General features: G+C 41.3%; 19 protein-coding genes. All 19 read right to left on the reverse strand.

Features of this window, described 5'->3' with window-relative positions; translation table 11 throughout:
• Position 1: 1 nt before the first annotated feature.
• Positions 2-1,198 carry a BppU family phage baseplate upper protein gene (locus FT12353_RS00970; RefSeq protein ID WP_203617138.1) on the reverse strand — a complete coding sequence of 399 codons (1,197 nt, stop codon included), beginning with the start codon at positions 1,196-1,198 and terminating at the stop codon, positions 2-4.
• 8 nt (positions 1,199-1,206) lie between these two features.
• Complete coding sequence (locus FT12353_RS00975; RefSeq protein ID WP_203617141.1) at positions 1,207-1,599, reverse strand: hypothetical protein; 393 nt, start codon at positions 1,597-1,599, stop codon at positions 1,207-1,209.
• Positions 1,596-3,704, reverse strand: a complete 2,109-nt coding sequence (locus FT12353_RS00980) for a glycoside hydrolase family 66 protein (RefSeq protein WP_203617144.1) — start codon at positions 3,702-3,704, stop codon at positions 1,596-1,598. The genes FT12353_RS00975 and FT12353_RS00980 overlap by 4 nt, the downstream gene beginning before the upstream one ends.
• The gene (locus tag FT12353_RS00985; RefSeq protein WP_203617147.1) at positions 3,697-4,758 is read right to left on the reverse strand and encodes a phage tail protein; all 1,062 of its coding nucleotides are present in this window, start codon (positions 4,756-4,758) and stop codon (positions 3,697-3,699) included. The genes FT12353_RS00980 and FT12353_RS00985 overlap by 8 nt, the downstream gene beginning before the upstream one ends.
• Before the next feature lie 21 nt (positions 4,759-4,779).
• A complete protein-coding gene (locus FT12353_RS00990; RefSeq protein WP_203617150.1) occupies positions 4,780-5,607 on the reverse strand; it encodes a phage tail domain-containing protein in 828 nt (275 codons plus the stop codon).
• Between the two features lie 9 nt (positions 5,608-5,616).
• Positions 5,617-9,492 (reverse strand): tape measure protein, encoded by a 3,876-nt coding sequence (locus tag FT12353_RS00995; RefSeq protein WP_203617164.1) that lies wholly within the window; start codon positions 9,490-9,492, stop codon positions 5,617-5,619.
• Positions 9,493-9,693, reverse strand: a complete 201-nt coding sequence (locus FT12353_RS01000; RefSeq protein WP_203617167.1) for a hypothetical protein — start codon at positions 9,691-9,693, stop codon at positions 9,493-9,495.
• 38 nt (positions 9,694-9,731) lie between these two features.
• A complete protein-coding gene (locus FT12353_RS01005) occupies positions 9,732-10,130 on the reverse strand; it encodes a phage tail tube assembly chaperone (RefSeq protein ID WP_203617170.1) in 399 nt (132 codons plus the stop codon).
• Positions 10,131-10,210: 80 nt separating this feature from the next.
• Positions 10,211-10,870 (reverse strand): major tail protein, encoded by a 660-nt coding sequence (locus FT12353_RS01010; protein WP_203617173.1) that lies wholly within the window; start codon positions 10,868-10,870, stop codon positions 10,211-10,213.
• The gene (locus tag FT12353_RS08625; RefSeq protein ID WP_203617176.1) at positions 10,871-11,236 is read right to left on the reverse strand and encodes a DUF806 family protein; all 366 of its coding nucleotides are present in this window, start codon (positions 11,234-11,236) and stop codon (positions 10,871-10,873) included.
• Positions 11,233-11,655, reverse strand: a complete 423-nt coding sequence (locus FT12353_RS01020; protein WP_203617179.1) for an HK97-gp10 family putative phage morphogenesis protein — start codon at positions 11,653-11,655, stop codon at positions 11,233-11,235. Before FT12353_RS01020 ends, FT12353_RS08625 begins: the two co-directional genes overlap by 4 nt.
• Complete coding sequence (locus tag FT12353_RS01025; protein WP_203617182.1) at positions 11,652-11,990, reverse strand: phage head closure protein; 339 nt, start codon at positions 11,988-11,990, stop codon at positions 11,652-11,654. The genes FT12353_RS01020 and FT12353_RS01025 overlap by 4 nt, the downstream gene beginning before the upstream one ends.
• Positions 11,971-12,300, reverse strand: a complete 330-nt coding sequence (locus FT12353_RS01030) for a head-tail connector protein (RefSeq protein ID WP_203617186.1) — start codon at positions 12,298-12,300, stop codon at positions 11,971-11,973. The genes FT12353_RS01025 and FT12353_RS01030 overlap by 20 nt, the downstream gene beginning before the upstream one ends.
• Positions 12,301-12,366: 66 nt before the next feature.
• Positions 12,367-13,569 (reverse strand): phage major capsid protein, encoded by a 1,203-nt coding sequence (locus FT12353_RS01035; protein ID WP_203617188.1) that lies wholly within the window; start codon positions 13,567-13,569, stop codon positions 12,367-12,369.
• Between the two features lie 11 nt (positions 13,570-13,580).
• Positions 13,581-14,348 carry a head maturation protease, ClpP-related gene (locus FT12353_RS01040; protein ID WP_203617191.1) on the reverse strand — a complete coding sequence of 256 codons (768 nt, stop codon included), beginning with the start codon at positions 14,346-14,348 and terminating at the stop codon, positions 13,581-13,583.
• Positions 14,348-15,517 carry a phage portal protein gene (locus tag FT12353_RS01045; protein WP_203617194.1) on the reverse strand — a complete coding sequence of 390 codons (1,170 nt, stop codon included), beginning with the start codon at positions 15,515-15,517 and terminating at the stop codon, positions 14,348-14,350. The genes FT12353_RS01040 and FT12353_RS01045 overlap by 1 nt, the downstream gene beginning before the upstream one ends.
• Complete coding sequence (locus FT12353_RS01050) at positions 15,517-15,711, reverse strand: DUF1056 family protein (protein ID WP_047975444.1); 195 nt, start codon at positions 15,709-15,711, stop codon at positions 15,517-15,519. Before FT12353_RS01050 ends, FT12353_RS01045 begins: the two co-directional genes overlap by 1 nt.
• A 12-nt stretch (positions 15,712-15,723) precedes the next feature.
• The gene (locus FT12353_RS01055) at positions 15,724-17,580 is read right to left on the reverse strand and encodes a terminase large subunit (protein WP_203617826.1); all 1,857 of its coding nucleotides are present in this window, start codon (positions 17,578-17,580) and stop codon (positions 15,724-15,726) included.
• Positions 17,580-18,032 (reverse strand): phage terminase small subunit P27 family, encoded by a 453-nt coding sequence (locus tag FT12353_RS01060; protein ID WP_203617197.1) that lies wholly within the window; start codon positions 18,030-18,032, stop codon positions 17,580-17,582. The genes FT12353_RS01055 and FT12353_RS01060 overlap by 1 nt, the downstream gene beginning before the upstream one ends.
• Positions 18,033-18,050: the final 18 nt, after the last annotated feature.

An 18,050-nucleotide genomic window follows, 5' to 3' on the forward strand; every position in this document is an offset into this window, starting at 1 on the left:
CTTACGATGGGAAATCGTCAGTGGTTGCCCAAACGGCGAATCCATATGCGTAATTGTCACCACCGTTGTTGTCAGAAGCCTTAAGCGGACTATCAATAATATCGACATCGCCACTAGGGTGGTATCTCATAATTGTCTTGGTATAACCGGCGGAAGCAATTCCTTGTGATTCGTATGCCGGGCGGAATCCAGCTGGAATCTTCCAACCAATCGTTGTGAAAGCACCGTGGTCAGTCAAGATACTCCCGTAAATTTGAACGACAACAATATTTCCAACTCGATAAATATGTGCGTTCAAACCGTTATCCCATACATTTGTCTCAACAGTTTTTTTAGAATGCGCACCCCAGTAGAAAATTGCATCACCGCCTGATACCGTCAGTCCGTTTTTAAAATTAGTCCAACCGTTATTAACGATATTCGTGACAGAAACACCGCCATCAAATGATGACCAACCAGGGACGTTTATTGATTTGAACGTCTGATCATTATTTGAATTAACATAATCTGCTGTACCAGATTTATCTGCATACGATGATTTATCCGCTTGTCCTGCTGTATCTGCTTTTCCTTGCAATCCATTAGGGGCGATAATTTTTTGATCAAACGTATTATTACCCTTAAATTCGTTATCTTTTCCCTTTTGAGCAAACAAGTCCGAATTATATTGTGTATTCAAATTATCAATGGTCACTTGAACAGATTTCAACGCATTTTCTAGCGACGTCAAATCAGTTCCGGCTGAATGGATACGATTGTTAAAATCATCAATTACTTTCTGTACGCTATCGAGATACATCTGTGATTGAGTCTGTGTCACTAGCATCGTGTTTTCGATAACGTTAAACGACACCGGAATTGATGTAATAATCGTGTCGTTCTGCTTAATTTGAATGTATGAATCTTGTACCGCACCAGGCGCTTGATACACTTCACTTGGAATGAGCAAAGAAAAATGACCAGTGGACAATCCAGTCTGGTCATTCATTGTTGATGCAGTTTTTACGACGCCTGACGCGTCTTTAACGAAAAGTGTGACAGTCTTGCCTGTCAAATCGTAACCTTGCGGGCCATTCTTCAACCACAAGAACACTTCTCGGTTGTTATCACCTTGCCGGCCGTTTAACGCCGGAACAAAAGTAGTTGAATTAATATCAGTAATGTTGATATTTAATTCGGCATAATTTTTTACTGCCATATTTCCTCCTATTTAGAAATTACATTATTTTCAACCAAAATATTTCTTAGTTGATTCAACAAATCCTGCATGTTTTGCAATTTTTCGTTGTAGTAATTGAACAATTTATCTGCTTCAATCAAATCAATATTGATTAAATCGATAGGTTGCAGTTCTTCACCATCGTTTGTGATAAACCCGTTCTTGTTGGTCAATTGGATTAACCAATTCACGCAACTACGCGACAAGTTCAAATCGTTATAAATCTGCCGATAGTCGTTCACATCATAGCGTGAATAACTATCATTAAATGATAATTCTGGGTATTCTTCGATTAACCCAATTCCAATTAGTGCTTGGATAACAGAACTATAATTATTTTTAATATCATTAAACGATTGCTCAATTTCGTTAAAATTCATCTAACCCCCCATATTAATGTGTAATTTTTAATTTCTGGAATCGTGAAATTGCCCCATTGGTCTTGTGGTAATTCAATAGGTTCAGGGTTTTCAATCGTAGCGCAATAAACGTGGCTAAATTTAGAATTAAACTTAGCCTGCTCGTTATAAACTGGGTCAGGTAGCTTTCTGTCAGCATTTGCGTCTTGCCAATCATTTCCATTTAATCCGTTCGTATTGATAATCGAAGCAGATGTAACCCAAGGGTCACTATTCTCAATAACAGTAAATTTAGTATTATCAACGTAATTCTTGCTATTAGAATGATTGTTTAGCACGAAATAATCAGTTGGGTTATTGATTATTAACTCACGCCGATAAGCAACCATGAAATCATATTGCTTGGGCAAATAATCAATTAATTCTTGAGTCATTGATACATCAGAATTAGGGAAATACTCACGACTTAGCATGTGTTCGCCCATCTCTAGATGACTAGCACCGCCAGCTATAATGACATCGTTCAACAATTTCACGCCGTCGGTATTAAATTGATAATTCGTGTTCCACCAGTTCTTATTCTTATGAATATAGGCTGGGATGATTAGCCCAATGTCACTTCTAACATTCCGCATTTGGCGGATTTTTTGGTAGATTTCATCATAAGTTTTCGCCTCAAAATCCCACTGTTCGCTGTATAAGTAATTAACAGACTCACTGGATATTGGATTAAATCCATAAGTTGCTACTGCATTAACACCTAGTTGTTTATTATTGCCGAAGTAATCTCTTGCGCTTTTAACAAAATATTTATATCCGACATTAGCTAACCAATTACTGTCAACAACATCAGCGTTGAATGGATATTTAGATCCAAAATCTCCCAACGTGTCAATGTGCCAACCATCGAACGGTAAGGCATTGAATACATCCTGCCATCTGTCAAAAATCAATTTCTTGGTATCGTCATTTAAGAAATTTAGAATGTATAAGTCATTCTTGAACATAGGGTGAGGTAGACGATTAACTGTTACACCATCAGGATTATGTGAGGTAGTCTTGTTGTCGTATAAGAACGACCAGTCGTTTAAACCGTTAATATTCTGATTAGTGCTTGCCCCATACATCAACCCGTAAGCCATCGAACGCATGTTGCGTTCCTTACATAATTCAATATATTTTTGAATAACGTCCAACCGTGTTGGCCGATTAGCGAAATCAGTCCAATATGCAGATGGTTGGTTATGATCGCCTGTATAGAGTGGAATATCATGGTACTCGAACCAGTCATAATATTGAACATAATTAATATGCAAACGGTTTAAATACTCAATAATCTTTTTTTGTTCGTTAGGATCGTAATTATCGTATTTCGACAAGAATCCCATAATTGGGAACACGCCAGGGTTACTGTTGACATTAACAGCAATATAATCGCTAAACACAATATTCCCGCTGTTGTCTAAATTAGAGAACTTAACAAGATACTGGGCATTGTCGTCGCCATTTACCTGCCATTGATATTGGAAATTATTACCGTAGCCGAGCACGTCTTCCGAACCTATATTCTGTTCGTTCCTAAATTTAGTAATACGAACCTTGGCAACGCTTTGATTCATTTTAAGGTTAAACGTAACAACATCATTTGGATTATAAATAGCCTTGTCAGTTTTCAAGTTCGAAAACTTATTAGCTAAATCTGCACTGTTTGTGTTCAATTCATTTTTTAAAACAAAATCATCAATTGATTTTCCATTCAGTTTCCCATCGATTGTTGTATCGCCGCTTACGTACAAGCTGTCGAAATTTGCCCAACCGTGGTTTGTTAACCCGGTGTATACTTCTAATCCTCCATGTGCTGTTGACCATCCATAGAGAAAAACAGATTGCATTTTTTGATTAACATCTTCGTACAAGCTCTTAGCAATGTCTGCAGTTCCTGATGTATCAGAGCGCTTAACGTTTTGAACGTTTACAATTCCATTTGAAATTGATTTTGATACAAAGTCAGTGGTGGCATATCCTGATAACTTATCATCTAATCCATCGACTGCTTGAACGTGGGTCTTGACGTACGCCCTATTACCATTGGCGTCAGGATATTGCACAATTGGTGTATCAGTCATCTTCACTTACCTTTCCGACTGTCCACATATTGAATGAAAAGCCTTTGTTTTTATTGTTTAGTTGGATATTGGACAGTTTCTTAGCATTAGCATTGAATGAATCTAAGAAGTTTTGCTTCGTGTTGTTCAACGTCACTTGCATGTTGTTCTTCAAGAACGGCGTATCGACAATGGACACAACCTGCAACTTTGTCGTGATTCCATTTTCTGGAATAACCAAAGTCCAAATATCGCCCATATGCACGTCGTTTTCTTGCACGTTGACTGTCAACGTCAAATTAGGCACTGTGACCATTTTTGCTTTGGCACTGACAATGTTGGGCCCAGTGTTGTTGTCTTTGTCGTTTTCAACTCGTTCACCGTCTCGAATACCCCACTGTTTTATTGAGTCATCGTCTGTGACATAAAACGGATTAAACTGTGATGTTTCGTTAGTCGATACAACCTGGACACGATTGACAATGCCCGACGAATCATACTGTAACTGCACATCACTCGTGTTGTTTCGATAGAAGAACTGTCTACCTACATCATTGGTCCAATTGGCTTCGCTGTATAAGTTAACAGTGTAGTTATCTGGAACAATGGCATACACATTGAATGTTGAAGCAATCGTACTTAGTCCGTCCGTGATGGTACAGTTTCCAAAATCAGTAATAGTGTGGGAACTATTCAAATTACCAACCACATTGAACGAATACCCCTGTATATCGCCCGTCAAAAACTGTAAGGCGGACTGAATCGTATAGGAAACATCCCCTTTTTGTACGGTGTTTTGTCGCCGATTATTAAGCTGATAAAAGACATGAGTAGCCGTGATTTGAACAGTGTGTACACCGCCAGAATATCCGTCTGTTGACTGTTTGATAATATACTCTTGCCCTGACCAAAACACGCTGTTTTCGACTGTTAAGAGGCTAAAAGCAAGGCTCTCATCATCGTATGCTGTAAACGCAATCTGATAGCTATTGTTCTTCTCCCATGTTGTTTGCAACGTTGAAAAATCAAGTGATGGTACTGGCACGGTCGTTGTCTGGTCTCTTGATCGCACCACCAACTTATCTTGGCTTTTCAATTAAAAGTACAAGAACGGGAACGACACCGTGACGTCAACATTTGATAGACCAGTTACCGTTATGTTGTTATCGCCACGGGCTAGAATGATGTGGCCAAAGTCCGTATCAATTCCGCCCTGTGTGCCGTTTTTAGCGAGTGTAATACCGTTCATGGTCAATGTGTCCGAGTTACCCAAACTGGTATTAGCGGTGAAACTAGTGCCGTTTGTAGCATTGCTAATCGTCACATTCTGACCTGTTCCCTTAATTGTCCAAGTCAATTGATGATGTTGGATATAGGGGTCAATATCCAGGTCACTTGGGTTGAACACATTGAAGTTATTACTATTGAAGTGGTAACTAGGTAGATTGTCCAAATCCAAGTTCATACCAAACGACAACTTATCTTGATTATCAGCCAGCTCATCACTGTTAAACGGAGTCAACTTAGTACCGCTGACGATTGTAAAAGCCAAATCAATCTTAGCGTCGTCACTGTTCGCCAGTGGGTTAATGTCAGTTGGATTAGCCAACACCCATACCGCCTTACCCGGATCGTCACTTGAACGAATCCGAATTGGAACTCGTGCATACAACTCACGTTGTAGTGCCGATTTCGCCAAATTGAACTCTGACCGATTGCGTGCCTCAATGAAAAAAGAAGCAACCGCCGTTGAACTATTGAAAGACACTGTCTGCAATAGTTGGCCATCACTTCCCTGGATTGAATTATAAGTCGGGGTCAATTGGGGTGCCCCGACATTTAGCTCTAAAAAATGCACAGAAGTCAATTTATCTGACAAATTAAATTCGTCATGACCCTTGCGCATAACGTAGAAATCTGACATTTATTCCTCCTAAATTGATTGATAATTGCGAATGGTATTATCACGAGCCATTTGCTCATAGACGGCCTTTAAGCCACTATTTTGCGAACCAGAACTTAACTGTTCTTTATTGACTCCTAGAATCATGCTAAGCAGTGTAATCATTTGGTCCATCTTACCGACAACTTCTGAATTATCATTCGTGTTCTGACTAGATTGACCATCACGAGCGGCCATTGCTACTGCGGTCTTACCCAATAATTCAAAACCACGAGATGACTTCATTGAATCAAGCGGAATAATCATTTCCGGCTTATTTCCTTCAGCAATCTGGGCAATTTGATGGCGTGATACTAGACCACCATTTGCATAGCCGTGCCCTTCGCCAATTCCTGACATGTTCATGCCATAACGGTTCTTAATGTAGGCAATAGCAGCCAACAAGTTGTCATAACCATTGAAGATGTTCTTGTGACCAGGGAAAGCATAACGATTAAACGTTGCGCTAATCGTTTGCATCAATCCCTTAGCTAAGTCACCAGTCTTCGTGTTGATGTCGGTATAACCCCCTTGGACAGCCTCTTCATTACCGCTTGATTCAGTACTAATTTGCTTCAAGATTTTATTGACCGCCCAAGACTCGGTACTCATACCGTTTTCTTTCAACGCATCAATAACTTGGTCACGCCAACGTTCAACACCAGAACCGCTTGGTGCGTTACGTCCGAGACTAGACTTAATCGCTTCGAGTCCCTTCTTGAACCAGTCAGCAATTGGATTGTACAGGTTATCAAAGACTCCGTGAGCCATGTCGCCGAAGCTATGCAAGCCATCATACATGCCCTTGGTGCCCTTGACAATCAAATCAGTCACATTCTTAAGCGGGTCCTTCAAGAATTTAGTGACCATTTCGTATTTATCGCCGACCCATTCACCAACGCCTTTAGCAGCACTAACAACACTACCAACGATTCCACCGTTTGCGTATTTCTCAACGCCAGCAGCCTGCATGATTTGCTTGGTTTGATCGCCGTTATAAATTTGAGTGCCAACTGGAAGTGGCAACACATGGTCACGCTTATTCGACATCTTAAGCTGACCATTCGGTAGTTGAATCAATTCTTTCCAATTCTCGCCTTTGCCGTCGTTTACCATTGACATACGGGTCTCAACGACACCACCACGTTCAAACTTGACTGGTTTCAAATGATGAACACTGGTTTCGTGTCCGGTAAAGAATTTCCAAACAGAATCGATAGCATCAATACCACCGTTAATGATTTTAAGCACGCCGTTGATACCATCTTGGGCAAATCCCTTAATGTCCTTCCAGATGCCACCGAAGAAATCAGATAATCCAGACCACATTCCATTCCAAGTGTTACCAATCTTATCAAGCACACCCTTAATGACGTCGTGCATGCCATTAATAGTGTTAGAGGTGAACTTTGACATTCCCTTCCAGATATTGCCAAAGAACGAACTAACGCCATTCCAAACACTGTTCCAAATGTTAGAAATAGCATTTATAACATTTGATATGACATTATGAATAGTCTTCAGTGATGATTTGACACCATCAGCCATTGAATCAAAGACATTCTTAAAGAATTTACCAATACCATCAATAAATTCTCTGAACGGCTTGAAATGCTTGTAAAGTAAGGCAATCGCACCGCCAATTGGATTAACAATAAACAGTGCAATTTCTTTCCAGTCTTTCTTGAAGAAATTAATAACGCCTTTGAACAATTTACCAATTTCTTTTGGTAGCTTTTTGAACCATTTAATCACGCCTTCAAATAGTTTCTTGGAACCTTTGACGATGTCATCAACAAATTTTTTGAATTTCTTGTTGTGTTTGTAAAGTTCAACAAGTCCAAGAATTAATCCAGCTATGGCCGTAACAATAAGTCCAATCACACTTGCTTTCACCGCAACATTCAACGCCTTCTGAGCAACAGTTGAACTTTTAATTGCTAATCCAAGTGCTTTGAATGCTTTGACACCATTGTTAATGATAGTAAAGCCTTTCATCACGGCAAGAGTTCCTTTGAAAGCAACTCCTAATGCTAAGACTGTTCCTGCTAATATTTTGAACGTCGTTTTGTGTTTTGTAGCAAGTTCACCAGCCTTCATTAACATCGGAACAAGTAGTTTCATCATCATTCCGCCTGTAGAAAGCGCAGCTCCTCCTACCGCCTTTATCCCTTGGGCAAGCTTAATAATGTCGTCAGAATGCTTGGCTACATAGTTGCCAAATCGTTCAACTGCATTAGTTGCATTAACCATTGCATGGTTGACAAATTCGTCAAAGTCTTTGCTCTTAAACGATTTGCCAAATGCTGACGTAATTGTATTGAACGTCTTGCTTAATTGCTGGCCAAACTTGTCAAACAAATTAACCGTTCGGTCATCAGCCACCCAATCAGACACAGCTTTAAACAGCGGGTTTTTCGTCTCCAGCAATGGTCTTGTAATTGACCCTGCCAACACATGGCTTTGTGCCTTGATTCGGCGTTGCATACCAGTAAACGTAGACATCATGTTTTCACTGGCGTCTTTGTATTTATCGCCTAATTCATTAATAACGTTAGTGGCATCTTGAGCGGAAATCTTGCCATCCGACATTTGTTTCCGCAGTTGTTCCATCGTTAAATTAGAATTATGTTGAACTTCTTTTTCGTATTCCAACAGTTTTTCGCCATACATTGGCAACTGATCAGAAATCATGTTGAAGTCGCCCAACTGCAACTTTGAAGACGACATCATATGAGTGAAGTTGAGACCCAGTCGTTCAACTTCCTCACTATTCATTCCCAACGTATCAGCCAACGTCAACATGGAACCAGTTAGCTTTTCAGTAGGTTCTTTCTGGTTGAAAACGTGATAGAACTGTTGTTGCAATTCATTAACAACATCGTTTGATTGGCCAAACGCCTTAGACATGGAATTAATGGAGTTAACCATATCCTTACCTTTTTCGGCAGAACCTGTCAACGTGTTCCAAGTGGCACCCATTACTTGTTGTTCTTTGTTGAAATCAGTACCGGCTTTTAACGCGTCAACCAAATGAGCTTTCGATGAGGCCAGTCCATTAACAAACGCAGCGGAAACAATGTTGGCCCCAAAGACCTTGCCAAATAAATGACCGCTCTTGTTTACACGTTCATTCATTTTAGCTAATCGCTCGTTAACCTTATCAAGACTAGACGTGTTGATTTTAATACCATGGCTGTTCATGGTCCGAATCTCTGAATTAGCCTCGGCAATCTTGGCCTTCATTTGAGCCACACGAAGTTCTTGTTTCTTGTAAGCTTCCGAGTTTTTATCGCCAGACGAAGCTAATTTGTCCAGTTCAGCCTGTTGTATCTTCAAGATACCATTCAGGCTCTCACGATTCTTGGCTAACCCTTCCAGCTTTACCTTGTTAGCCTCATTCTCCTTGCCTTCAGCCTTTAACTGCTTCACATTGGCTTCGGTTAATTCGGTGTTGTGCTTAATGTCATCATTAAGCTTAGCCATACCAGACGATTGGTATTTGTAGGACTGTTCCGCCCTATCCAACTGGCCATTGTAACTGTTTAACTGCCGTTCAGCTTTCGCCAATTCAGCCGTCAACATGCCTTGCAACTTTTGGCCTTTTTCCGTTGACGTGTTGGTGTTAGCCAACGCCTGTTTCAACGATTCAACCTTAGTTGTCTGTTTTTCAACAGCCGTCGTCAAACCTTCATATTTGGCTTTTGAGGCGCCTAACTGGTCGCCAGCGGACCTCATTTGCGCTTCTTGCACTTTCCACTCGTTTGTTGACTTCTTGACGTCATCAGTGAACTCTTTCAACGTTTTGGAAGCTGAAGTTGTATCAAGAGATAGCTTGGTCGCCATCTCATTTGTGATTTTAGCCATTTATACCTCCTTTCCTTGCTGGTCTTCCGTCAGATTGTCTGGATCAATACCAATCTCTTTCAAGAACGCATTTCGAGACAATGGACGGTCTTCCTTAGATTTGGCGTTCATAACTTCCATCATCAGGAAATAGTCTTGCTCTTCATACTCTTCTGGCATGACGTGCAGGTTAACCATCGCCTGCTGTTCGTTGTACGCCAAGTCCTTGAGCGCATTATCTAAGTAGTCATAGCGCTCGCTTAAGCTTTTAAACTGTCATCACCAGCCTTTTCAGCCTTAGAACCAGTAACTTCTTCAGCAAGTTTCATGGCAAATTCCATCAATTCATCCAAGTCCTTTTCTTCGTCAATCTTTTCAACCTGCTTGTCACTCAACTTCAACGTTTCAGCGATGTATTGAGTGGCTGTATCTGCCATTTCAATCATGCTGGCCATGTTTTGTTCGTTAAGTTCCAATGCTTCAAGACTGTCCAGGTCTTCAATGGCGTCGTTCTTCTTTTCATTGCGCTTCTGGTCCAATTGCACCTTGTTCAGCGAACGCAAGAATGCAATCGCCTTCTTGAAATTCTTGGTAGTGGTCTTAACTTCCACCTTCTTTGCTTGTCCCAACAATTCCTTAACATCGATTTTTACTGACATACTATATCTCCTTGTTTTGTATAGTTAGTGGCGCCCTTTTGGGCATAATAAAAAGCCGTCCGAAGACGACTTGTAAAAAATTAATTAGATGATGAAGTTGGCGCTGGTGTTGATGGTGCTGATACCGCCGTTCCTGTTGCTGATGGGAAAATGTCGTTGAACATCTTTTGTTTGTCGAAGTTTGGAAGCCATGAGAAGTAGCGCTTACCAAATCCATCGTCGCCACGTTCCAAATGTCCGAACGTCAAAACGTCTTGTGTTCGCTTTTCAGCAGTATCGTTCGTTGCGACGTTTTCTGATGCTTCTGTGACAATACCTTGGAAGAATCCGAAATAAACTGCTTCTTGGTCGCCAAACGCATCTGCTGACTCAACCAACAAAGCAATTCGGTTGTTAGAGTTTGCCTTACCATTGATGGTGAAGCCACCTCGACTGTCTGGCGCAGCGCCCAACATCCGTTGCTTAACTTCTGCTGGCACATGGTTAACCGTCAATACAGTTTGAGCGTTACCCTTAGCGGCTGACTTGTAAACCAGCTTGTTTGATCCATAAATATCTGACAAAGCACCTTGCAAGTTTGTCATGTTGGCTGATGCAATACCCATAGATGATGACTGGTCAATCATGAATACACCGCTCGTATCTGACGCATCACCATTGATACCGTTGACACCAGTGATTACCTTGCCGTCATCACCAATACGGGCAACCCATGCCCGCCCAATTCCTAATGTAGCCATTTAAATACCTCTTTCTGTCTTCGAGACAATAATTGTTTGATAATCTTGGAATGTGTCGGGGTCTTGAATACGACCTCGAACATTTGAAATTACATATCCGTTTGAATTTAAAAAGCACATTAGATCTAACTCAACCGAGTCATAATCCAATGTGCTTTTTGTGCTATAAAAAATTTGAATTTCTAAGTCATACTGCATGTTTTGGAATGTGTTTGACCCGAAATCTTTAATTTGTTGCGTGCTATCCGTAATAAAGATAAACGTGCTGTCCGATGGCGCGCTCGATGGAATAGATTTGACGTATACCCTGTCTGCCCAATCGAAATGCCCGTTTAAATTCTTGTATAAATTACTTAATACAGTCATTTTTTGGCCTTTCTCAATTGAATATCAGACAATTTCTTAGCCATTGCTTCGTTCGCCGCTCCTTGAAACTCGACAAAACCTTTATCGATAAAGTGAGTCGGTGCTTTCTTGACCGTTCCATCGTTCACAAAACGGGCAATTCGAGCATGGTTAACACCATCTTTGCCTTTTTTGGCAAAACCAAAACCAGTATGACCATCTTCTGGTTCACCCTGAATTGGTCCAATCTCGAAACTATCCTTCAAATGGTCAATTCGTCCATGTTTTCGTCTGCCGTTGTATGGCGTAACCGACGGCATGTTTTCCTTCAGAACGTCAGCGCCACTTTTCGTGACTTCCTCACGCTCTTCAACCGTCAAGTTAACTAAACCGCCTAATTGGTTCAACATGCCATTCATTTGATTTTCAAAATCACTCATGGCTTATCCACCTCCTTCAATGTCAGCAAATCAAAGGTGTCACGCAACGAACGGTTATCCGGACTAAAAATGACGAACCGATAGACAACTCCATCAATTCGTACCTGCATGTTCGGCTTGATTTCAGGGTCGTGTCGTACGACAATCTGCCTCGTATCAGTTTTAGTTACACCCAACAATTGATATTGTTGATTGAACGTCTGATTACGCCAGCCAAACCAACGGGAAAACGAATAAGTGAACTTATCTTCTGGGTTGCCGTTCGTCTCATTCGGGACAGAATCGACATAACCAAATTCGCACCGTTCAGTAAACTCATTTGGATTTATCTGCATTCTTAGCCTCCTCAAACAACACATATTCGCCACGTAATTGGCCAATAATCGACTCAACCGCAACGTCTACTGGATAGGACTGAACCAATGATAACGACGTTCTAAACGTGTAATAACTGCTTGCAAGAGCAATTACTGCCGTTGTAAATAGCGGTTTTACCCGTTCTTCAGTGTAAAAATCATCATAATCATATCCAATAGCATTCTTAATATAAGACTCGGCAGCAGTTGAATAACCAGTTAGTAACGTATCGTCAGCACTGCTATCAATCCTTAAGGACAGCTTCAACTTATCAATTGATACTAGCATTGTGTCCTCCTATTAGCCGCCCCATTCTGATTGGGTACTGTTTATTTATCCGGCGACTGAAATTGATTACTTACCTGTTGCTGCGGCTGCTGTACCGTTGAACTGTTGGTCTGCCAATGCAGCAAATGAAGCAACTACATAGGCATCTGAATCAGTTGGTTGTACATCGAAACGGTCGATGACCTTCAATTTGGTAGTGTCAGTTTCAAATGAACCAGCGCCGACATTAGTTGTCTGAATCGTCATGTCTTCGCGATCAAACAATGTAATTGCTTGGTCCAATGCACCGAAGTACAATGGGTGATTTCCTGAAATGTCAGGCAACCAACGGTCTGACACTACCTTCAATTGGTGTCCCAAGATAGTGTATTGGTCTGGCTGAGTTGGGTCTTGTTCCAACAAATACTTACCAGTAGCGGTCTTAACTTTGCTCAAAGCCACCCAACCAGCTTGGTTCGTCACAAATGATGACAACATGTGGATGGCAGGGTCGAGTTGTCCCATCAAATCCTTAATGTCATCAAACTTAGCAACCGTTGCCTTCTTGGGAGCTTGGTTCAATTGGCTGATGATGGCTTGATTACGAGTAACAACGACCTTGCGTGATACCCATGTTGTCAACCATCCCATGATGTTTTCGGCAGTGTCCTTCAACAACGAGTTAGTGACTGTTTGCATACCTCCATATCGCTTGATAAGGTACTTGACAACTGTCAAATGTGGTGAATCGATTTCGCTAATTAACGCATCATCTGCATCCAAGTTTTGCAATGGCGTAATGTCAGTCCACTTTTCATACACACGAGAACCTGACAACGTGCCGACTGTTTCGACCTTGACCAACTCCTGCAATGATTCGTATTGACGAACCAAAAGATGAATTTGAGTCTGGATGTCTTGCGGAATTGTCAATCCTGCATTACTTCCTGAATCGTCAGTTCTTGAGTTAATCGAATTCAAAAAACGTGGGTTTCCAGTAACCATGTCCTTGAAATCTTGAACGAATGAACCCTTTACATCTTCTTCCTTCTTAGTCAATGGTTCTGCCTTCGTGTTCATCACTTCCAATGCTTGTGCATCTTGGGCTTGTTCCAAGTTTTGCTTTGCCAAGTCACGCTTAGCAATTGCGTTGTCGATTTGGTTCTTCACTTCAGCAACTTCTTCTGCTGTGACCTCATCGTTGATGGCCATTGCTTGCGCCTTGGCCTGCAAGTCTGACACCTTTTGCCCGGCATCAGTAAATACCTTGTTCAGTTCATTAATGTTCATACACTTTCTCCTTAAATTTTTCCTAACAAAATAGCCGCCTTCTGATTTCGTAAATCAGATAAGCGACTATCACTTGTTTCTTCAGTTGTTGATTTTTCCGTCTTTTCTGACGGGTCTTGTTCGATCACTGGTTCTTCAACCTGCTCGTGTTGTTCTTCCAAATCAGCCTTCGCTTTCAAATTCATGAACTTGGCTACTGCTGATTTCGGAATAATATCAGTCACAGCGTTGGCAACCTGCAACGTTGGCTCTTCAGCGAACATAATGTTGTCTGCAAATCCTTTGTCAACGGCATCCTTTGCCCCAATCCATGTCTCGTTCGACATCATGTTCAACAACTGCCCTTGGTCAATGCCTGTCTTTTGTTCATATGCTGAAGCAATCGACTGGTCAATTCCTGACAATGCGTTGATTTGCTTCCCCAAGTCGTCCTTGTTTCCTTGAGCGACCGTTGAAGCCTGATGAATCATGATTTGGGCTGTCGGACTAATGTTGACTGTATCGCCAGCCATTGCGATTACCGAAGCGGCTGACGCAGCCAACCCTTGAATGTTGACAACAATATTATTCGGTGCAGAACGCAACATTGTGTAAATTTCGGAAGCGGCAAATACATCGCCACCGTTTGACGCAATGTTGACAGTCACATCGTCATTGTCATTCGCCTCATCAATTGCAGCACTAACTGTATTAGGTGAGATTGAACTCATGCCGAAATAGTCGTACATCATCGCTGTATCGTTATCTACAACTGGACCCTTCACATCAATAGTTGTCATTAGCTTTCCTCCTTTCCACCAGCGCTTGGTGGTTCTGCTGGTGCAACATACTCAGGCATGTCTTCTGGCAAATATCCCGAGTTCTTCAGCAACCACTGGGCTTGTTCTGGTGAGAGTGTTCCATACTGTGAGAGTAATTGGATATTAGAGGCGAAGTCGTTGTTCAGTGGGTCGAGTGCAGGCTTCAAATCAATCGATACCTTCGCGCCCAACTTATTAGATAGTTCAGACGTGATTGAGTTGGCGAATCGCATCAATGCCTTGGCGTATTCACCGCCAATCATATTAAGAGACGATTGTTGATCACCCTGACCGTTCAAAACAGAATCAGGAACGCCATATACCTTGGCAATCTGTGTCCCCGTCCAATCTGTTTGCGCCAATAGCTTTGACACATCGTTCTTAACTTCCAATGGCGAATAATCAGACAAGTTGTCCAGCACAATTGGTCCGCCGTTTGAGTCGTTAATCTGTTGCATGAACTTTCGTGAAGCAGCAGCACGGGTTTTATCGTTTAGCAGACCCATATCCATCTTCAAGATTCCAGGCGACAGCACCGACTGAGTTAACGCATTCAACGTCAGCTTGTTGGAATTGTCCTTAATCTTAAACTCATTGGACAAAGCACTAAGTGGACTTATACCAGTAGCCCCACCGTTCTGACTCATCATTCTAAAATGAATCATGTCGTTAGCTGGAATTGCTTCTTTGTATCCAACCAATGGACTGTCGAATGAAGCGTTGTAATAAACGCCCGAAAAGTCTTCTAACGCGTAAATCGTCACTTGGCTTGGGCGCAAATACTCCCAACGCATATCATTACCGTTGACATTGCGCCATCGATAGATAAATGCTTCGCCACCTAACAACAATTGCGCGAATACTGACTGCCAGAACGCGTGACTGTTTGACCAATTGTTCGTTGGATTATCAATCATCGCCTGCGACTGCTTTTTATTAGCGTTCAATTTTGAGGTCGCTAAATCTGAACTCAATTGATAGATAATCGAGTACACATCAGAATTTTCCAATGCTTTTTCTGCCGAAACATACTTATTGTCATTGTTATCAACGTTCAGATAATTGATGACATCACCGTCTGTAACTCCAATTTCAACACCACCAGGAACCGCCAATCCATTTTGGAAATTCGGCTTAAAAAGTGGCATTATTCATTTCCTCCTTTCATTTGGTACGCCAGCAATTCACTTGCCAGCGCGACCAAAAACGAAGTGATCGCAATACTTAGAAATCCCCATCGATTTCCAAAAGAAAACGCGAAAATATTGATAAATATCATCGAAATCGTGAAAAAAATGACATCAAAAAAGCGCCATATAGGCGCTAATAGTTGTTTAATCATGTTGTATATCTCCTAAATCATTCCTGATTCATTGAGTAAGAACTCTAACTTTTGTTCGTCAGTCATTCGTTCATACTGTTGGTTCGGGTCATTGACCGTTGAAAAACTCTCAAAATGGTACATTGCTTGATACATGGCATCAATAATGGCATCGACCACATCAATTTTTAGCGTTGCCTTAGCCTTATCGACTTGAATACCAATCTTGTCTTCAACAATTTGGGCATTTATCAGTGCCTTTTCCATGATTTTGTCGTCAAATCGTGTCAGCGAACCTTCCACCATGGACGACTGCAGGAACTTAGTAGGGTCTTTCAGCTCACTAGTTCGTTGACGAACAGCCAACAGTGGCCACGAGCTATTGGACTCTAACTGTTTGATAGCAGGCGTCGCACCCCAGGCATCGTAACCAAAGAACACAACGTCCAATCGATGGTCTTCAACAAACTCACGCATCCATTGATAAACTTGATCAGAATTAATCAGCCCTTGTGGATGGCTCGTGATCGTACAATATCCCAGTTCTGCAAGGTGTCGATAATCAATACCATCTTGCTTTTCTTTTGCTTCAATCGAACCCGCCTTTTCCCACGGAATAAAACTATGCTGGTAAACGTGCCACTTGCGTTCGCCATTCTCTTCGTAAGGAAAGACAAAACCAATGGCCGTGTTATCCGAGAACATTGAGTAATCAAAGCCCATATACACTTGGCGACCATCAATGTCGAAGCTTGGAACAACCGACTTCTCAATGTCGGCCAATTTCAAGAACGAATTAGTCGATTCTTGTAGCCACATGTTCAAGTTTTTATTCTGGAAGTCTGAAATCGTTCCAGATAATGCGTTAGAATTCCTTTCGTCTGTAAGTCCACTTATAAGATTATCTCTTTGACTAGCTGACCCCAATAACGGATTTGACTTTATCCACGTTTCTGGCTTAAATGTCTCATCAAGTCCATCTTGCGACCAGATGAGTCCAAGGTAGGTGTCAGCATCTCTACTCCAATCTTGTTCCATTGCTTGTTGTACCATTCGTTGGTCATCATGGAATGGGACGTTAGGATCGGGATATGCGGTAGAAATTTGCACGAACTGTCGATTTTTGACCTTAACTTGTCCGGAGACAATCTTTGAAATTCGTTCTCGACTTGTGATTTCGCCAATTTCGTCCACGATTGCGGTTGTAAAATGGTACGAATCGTATTGACCAGATTCGTGACTAATTGCTCTAATAACATTGTTTGGCCTCTTCATTATCACTTGATCACTCTGGACTGCTAATTCAACATTTTCAGCAAGCTTTTTAAACATTGAAGATTTAGACAACGACTTAAGCATGGTACTAACATAACCGAATAACTTATTTGTTTGCTTATAGTTAATTGACGATACTAAAAAATCTTGATTTTCTAATCCAAGACTTTCTATCAAGTATGAATAAGCCATCAAGATAGCCATTAAATAAGTCTTGCCCTGTCCACGGGCTACCGAAACAATGGCACGACTAAATCGTTTGCCATCGTTTTTACCGCGCCATCCTATCAGTTGCGCAAGAATAAACTTTTGCCAAGACATAAGTTTAGACGGCTCCCCAGTATCTACATCAGGACACATAGAAGCGAATAACAGAATCTGTTCTACTTTTTTCAAATCATAAACAAATTCAAATTCACCATCTTCCTGTCTTTGCAAATCTCGAATATGGCGAAAACAAGCCAATTTCATTAAATAACCAACTTGTTCTTTTCCATCAAGCACATTCAAAGCATATCTAGTACCTTCGTCAATATACTTCATCCGAATTTCGTTAATATTTAACTGTTTAAAAGCGCTATCTACATCATGGCTAATTGTCAAATCAATTTTCATCATCCAAATACCTTTCTTAGCGCAACAATCGAATTTTCTTCATCGTCATCATTCAATCCGTTAAACAACTCTTGTCGGCTTTTTGGAGACAATCCAAGTTCTTTACCAATGTTGGTCAAGTTCTTTAACGAATCAGAATAAATTTGTGTCATCGGATTGCGCTTATAGCCTTTGAAATCTTTTTCAATGACATCTCCAGCTGCGTTTTGAACCGAAACATAAATAGGTTGAACTTCGCCATTCTCCTGGATATGCTTGTACGCATTTCGATAAATTTCGTACTGCGTACAGTACATTTCAATTAGTTTCCCATCTGACGGTTTCAACTCTTTTATTTGGCCTAATGCCCCGACCAGAAAACGCCATGTTGTCTGTGCTTGCCGGCTCATATAGTCTGGCGCACGTTCCGACAAACCGTTGGCAGTAGTGCGTTTACGCTTATTTTCAGCCATCCGTCGTCCTCCTTTCTT

Origin of the sequence: Fructobacillus tropaeoli (genome assembly GCF_016860625.1) — a bacterium.
In the GTDB taxonomy this organism is placed as follows: Bacteria; Bacillota; Bacilli; order Lactobacillales; family Lactobacillaceae; genus Fructobacillus; species Fructobacillus tropaeoli.

Bases quoted from the DNA above. Each gene is read 5' to 3' on its own strand.
- FT12353_RS01045 (WP_203617194.1), bottom strand. From the start codon at position 15,517: ATGCCACTTTTTAAGCCGAATTTCCAAAATGGATTGGCGGTTCCTGGT.
- FT12353_RS01055 (WP_203617826.1), bottom strand. From the start codon at position 17,580: ATGAAAATTGATTTGACAATTAGCCATGATGTAGATAGCGCTTTTAAA.
- FT12353_RS01025 (WP_203617182.1), bottom strand. From the start codon at position 11,990: ATGCAGATAAATCCAAATGAGTTTACTGAACGGTGCGAATTTGGTTAT.
- FT12353_RS00975 (WP_203617141.1), bottom strand. From the start codon at position 1,599: ATGAATTTTAACGAAATTGAGCAATCGTTTAATGATATTAAAAATAAT.
- FT12353_RS01040 (WP_203617191.1), bottom strand. From the start codon at position 14,348: ATGACAACTATTGATGTGAAGGGTCCAGTTGTAGATAACGATACAGCG.
- FT12353_RS01005 (WP_203617170.1), bottom strand. From the start codon at position 10,130: ATGTCAGTAAAAATCGATGTTAAGGAATTGTTGGGACAAGCAAAGAAG.
- FT12353_RS08625 (WP_203617176.1), bottom strand. From the start codon at position 11,236: ATGACTGTATTAAGTAATTTATACAAGAATTTAAACGGGCATTTCGAT.
- FT12353_RS01035 (WP_203617188.1), bottom strand. From the start codon at position 13,569: ATGAACATTAATGAACTGAACAAGGTATTTACTGATGCCGGGCAAAAG.
- FT12353_RS01050 (WP_047975444.1), bottom strand. From the start codon at position 15,711: ATGATTAAACAACTATTAGCGCCTATATGGCGCTTTTTTGATGTCATT.
- FT12353_RS01030 (WP_203617186.1), bottom strand. From the start codon at position 12,300: ATGCTAGTATCAATTGATAAGTTGAAGCTGTCCTTAAGGATTGATAGC.
- FT12353_RS01020 (WP_203617179.1), bottom strand. From the start codon at position 11,655: ATGAGTGATTTTGAAAATCAAATGAATGGCATGTTGAACCAATTAGGC.
- FT12353_RS01010 (WP_203617173.1), bottom strand. From the start codon at position 10,870: ATGGCTACATTAGGAATTGGGCGGGCATGGGTTGCCCGTATTGGTGAT.
- FT12353_RS01060 (WP_203617197.1), bottom strand. From the start codon at position 18,032: ATGGCTGAAAATAAGCGTAAACGCACTACTGCCAACGGTTTGTCGGAA.
- FT12353_RS00990 (WP_203617150.1), bottom strand. From the start codon at position 5,607: ATGTCAGATTTCTACGTTATGCGCAAGGGTCATGACGAATTTAATTTG.
- FT12353_RS00970 (WP_203617138.1), bottom strand. From the start codon at position 1,198: ATGGCAGTAAAAAATTATGCCGAATTAAATATCAACATTACTGATATT.
- FT12353_RS00995 (WP_203617164.1), bottom strand. From the start codon at position 9,492: ATGGCTAAAATCACAAATGAGATGGCGACCAAGCTATCTCTTGATACA.
- FT12353_RS00980 (WP_203617144.1), bottom strand. From the start codon at position 3,704: ATGACTGATACACCAATTGTGCAATATCCTGACGCCAATGGTAATAGG.